The organism is Flavobacterium sp. (assembly GCF_044357305.1).
Taxonomy (GTDB): Bacteria; Bacteroidota; Bacteroidia; order Flavobacteriales; family Flavobacteriaceae; genus Flavobacterium.
The window spans coordinates 1-3,898 of the sequence record NZ_JBIKPS010000047.1 but is presented as its reverse complement, the minus strand read 5'-3'; the positions used below and the strand labels follow the sequence as shown (position 1 = coordinate 3,898).

3 protein-coding genes and 1 pseudogene are annotated in these 3,898 nt (G+C 35.0%); 2 read left to right on the top strand and 2 right to left on the bottom strand.

The features are described 5' to 3' along the window. A partial coding sequence (locus ACIQ2J_RS14715; RefSeq protein ID WP_396171235.1) for a M13 family metallopeptidase occupies positions 1-2,090 on the top strand: 2,090 nt, incomplete at its 5' end. Positions 2,091-2,340: 250 nt separating this feature from the next. Here ACIQ2J_RS14715 and ACIQ2J_RS14710 read toward each other — a convergent pair. Continuing rightward, on the bottom strand, positions 2,341-3,159 hold the full coding sequence (locus ACIQ2J_RS14710; RefSeq protein ID WP_396171233.1) for an endonuclease/exonuclease/phosphatase family protein: 819 nt from the start codon (positions 3,157-3,159) through the stop codon (positions 2,341-2,343). 91 nt (positions 3,160-3,250) lie between these two features. Next, a pseudogene (locus tag ACIQ2J_RS14705) lies at positions 3,251-3,346 on the bottom strand (T9SS type A sorting domain-containing protein); the annotation flags it as partial. Positions 3,347-3,472: 126 nt separating this feature from the next. Between ACIQ2J_RS14705 and ACIQ2J_RS14700 the strand changes: the two are divergent. Beyond that, positions 3,473-3,751 carry a hypothetical protein gene (locus tag ACIQ2J_RS14700; protein ID WP_396171231.1) on the top strand — a complete coding sequence of 93 codons (279 nt, stop codon included), beginning with the start codon at positions 3,473-3,475 and terminating at the stop codon, positions 3,749-3,751. The last annotated feature ends 147 nt before the right edge of the window (positions 3,752-3,898 follow it).

Sequence of the window (3,898 nt, the reverse complement as noted above, 5' to 3'; positions counted from 1 at the left end):
TACCTATAAATAAATACAAGACCAGCAGCAATGCTGGTTTTTTTTTACCTCTTAAAACTAATAAACTACGAATGAAAAACATCAAAATCACTCTTTTAGCAGCCACGGTTCTTTTGGCATCGTGCAACAAGAAACAAGAACTTGTTTCTGGAATTACTAAAAAAAACATGGACACTATTGTTAACCCTGGAGATAATTTCCAGGCTTTTGTAAATGGGACTTGGTTAAAAAACAATAAAATTCCTGCAGACAAATCGTCTTATGGATCGTTTGATATTTTGTACGACCAATCGCAAAAAGACGTTAAAGCAATTATTGAAGAGGCTTCCAAAGGGAGTTTTGCTGAAGGTAGTGACCAACAAAAAATTGGCGATTACTATGCTTCTTATACCAACCGAAAAGAGCGGGATGCTAAAGGAATTTCGCCTATTCAACCCGAATTAAAAAACATCGATGCTATTGCAAACTATTCGGACTTGGCGGCTTATTTTGGAAAAGCGAACCGAACTGGAGTTTCTATTCCGTTTGCGATTTCGGTAACTCAAGATTATAAAAATCCGAACGAATATACTTTGATGACTTGGCAAAGTGGATTGGGCCTTCCGGAACGGGAATACTATCTTCAGAACGATGCTAAAATGGTAGATGTTCGAAAAAAATATGTTACTCATATTGAGAAAATGTTGACTTTAACAGGCATGCCAACTCCGGCTGAAAGTGCGGCTAAAATAATGGCGCTGGAAACCACTATGGCAAAAGTGCAAATGACCAAAGAAGATACTCGCGAAACAGCCAAGTTGTATAACAAATATGCTACGGGTGATTTAAAAACCTTGATGCCCGATTTCGATTGGACGGCAATGTTGAAAAATGCTGGAATTGCAAAAGAAAAAATTGTAGTTGTATCGCAAGTGGAGTATACTAAAAGCTTGAACAATATTATAATAAATACCCCAATTGCTACTTGGAAAACGTATTTAAAATGGAGTTTAATAAACAATGCGGCTAGTTATTTAACCACCACCTTAGACAAAGCTAACTTTGAATTTTATGGTAAAACATTATACGGAACCGAAAAACAACAAGACGATTGGAAACGAGGAGTAAATTCGGTAAACGAAAGTTTAGGCGAAATAGTTGGGAAAGTATATGTGGAGAAACATTTCTCTCCAGAGGCTAAAGAACGCATGGTGGCAATGGTGAAAAACCTATTGAAAGCCTATGCCGAAAGCATTAAAAAATTGGATTGGATGAGTGCGTCTACTAAGAAACAAGCATTACAAAAGGTAGATAAATTCATGATTAAAATTGGTTATCCTGACAAATGGATAGATTATGCTACTTTGAAAGTGGTGAAAAATGATTTGTATGGTAATGCGGAACGATCTACTGAATTTGAATACAACCGATTACTAAACAAACTAGGAAAACCTGTGGACCGCACCGAATGGGGAATGACGCCACAAACCGTAAATGCCTATTACAATCCTTCTTTGAATGAGATTGTATTTCCTGCTGCTATTTTGCAACCCCCTTTCTTTGATTTAAATGCGGATGATGCTGTAAATTATGGTGGAATTGGAGCAGTTATTGGTCATGAAATTGGTCATGGTTTTGACGATCAAGGGGCAACTTTTGATGGCGATGGCGTAATGAGAAACTGGTGGACTGCAGAAGATTTAACTAAGTTTAAAGCAAAAACAGAAGCGTTAGTTGCTCAATATAGTGGCTTTAAAGCATTTCCTGATTTAAATGTAAATGGTGCTTTTACTTTAGGAGAAAACATTGGCGATTTAGGTGGTTTGAGTATCGCGATTAAAGCTTACAAAATGAGTTTGAACGGCAAAGAAGCCCCAGTAATGGATGGTTATACTGGTATGCAACGTGTTTTCTTAGGATGGGGACAAGTATGGTTGGACAAATCTAGAGAAGAAGCAGTGCGTAGTCAAATTGCAAATGATCCACACTCTCCTGCTAAATTCCGTATTAACGGCGTGGTTCGAAATGTTCCTGAATTTTATGAAGCATTCCATATAAAACCAACCGATTCGCTTTATTTAGCTCCAGAAAAACGAGTTAAGATTTGGTAAATAGAGTCTAGTAATTAGATAAAAAACAATTAAATTAAAACAGCAGCAAAAATATTTTTGCTGCTGTTTTTAGTTATATAGGTTTGCACTATAATACCAAAAATAAGTATAAATTAATCCGATCTTTCTCCCTCTCTTGTCATGGCGAAGGAGGAAGCAATCTGGAGGGCTGGGGAGAGGACAAATAAATTAAATTGTTTAATTTATTGGATTCGGTATAACTTCCGCGCATTCCTATTACACTACAATCTCAATTCAATTGAAACGTACTCCAAATAGGAATATGATCGGAGATTTTTCTCGCTTCTTTTAACGTGATGAAACTTTTGTAAAAAGGAATAATTCCCGATTGAAGCTTTTTCATTTGAATCGTATTATAAAACATAGTATCGTATTCGGAAGCCAAACAATCGTTGGCAATGCACTTCTGACGTAAACTGGTTTTTTGATGCTCTAAAATTGTACGATACCCCATTTTCTTTAAAGGATTAAATACGGAATTGGACTGCCCACAATTAAAATCACCCATAAACACCAAATGAAGAGTAGGGTATAAGGCAGGCAGTAATTTAAAGTATTTAATCTCGCTTTCCGGTTTTTTCTTTTTGGGTACGGCATGAAAACTAGCAATAGTAAATTGCTTTCCCTTGTATTCAAAAGTACTCATATATGGTTCCCGGTCTATTTCTTCTTGGTAGTTTTGCTCTAGCCAACTGCCACCTATTTTTTTAACTTTAGAAGTTTTCCATAAAAAAGCATACCGTTCCTTGCTAGAGGCATTAGCACTTGTTGTTGGGTCACTTATTACATAATCCCATTGAAAGCCTTTGTTGTTGAGGAGGTTTACCAATCGATATACGGCCTTGCTTCCACCAGTACCGGCAACTACTTCTTGAATAGTTACTACATCAAAATTATTTATAATAGTAGCAATAAAAGCCAATTCGGTATCGGATTTTGATTTACCAAAGTTCATTAAATTCCAACTGCACACGGATACTTGTGATAAACCAGCGAAAGAGAAGACTAGAAAGAATAAACTTAAAGTAGTTTTAGTAGGTTGTAGCATTGTAGGTTGGTTAGATTTTCGGCTAATTTAATACTAAAAAAAGGCAGGATAAATATCCTGCCTCTTAAAATTCAATAAAATTATGTTTAGGTTATTTCACAACCAATTTTTTAATCATTTTACTATTACTTTCTGTTTGTATTTCAACAAAATAAACCCCTTTGGCCATTTCAGAAACATCCAAAGTTAACGGATTGGAAGCATTTTATTAATTACTTTAATTGATTTAGAGTTTACACAATCTAATGACTACTCTCTACAAAATTCTGTCCAGTCTTTTAATTATTAAGCAACGTTAACTACTTCCTTTATAATGTTAACTAGTTGCAAAGCAACGTCAACTAGTTGCAAAGGAACGTTAACTACTTCCTTTATAACGTTAACTAATTATAAAGCAACGTTAACTAGTTGCAAAGCAACGTTAACTACTTCCTTTATAACGTTAACTAATTATAAAGCAACGTCAACTAGTTGCAAAGCAACGTTAACTACTTCCTTTATAACGTTAACTAATTATAAAGCAACGTCAACTAGTTGCAAAGCAACGTTAACTATTTCTTTTATAACGTTTACTAGTTGCAAAGCAATGTGAACCCAGAACCCAGAACCCAGCTGACCCCTCCTAAAATTACTTGACACTTTTTGTTGTTAATTACTAAATTCTTATGTCAACTAATTTTTAATTTCTAATGTAATATTACATCGTTTTTTATTAATTGCAAAAATTATTTTTTTGCTG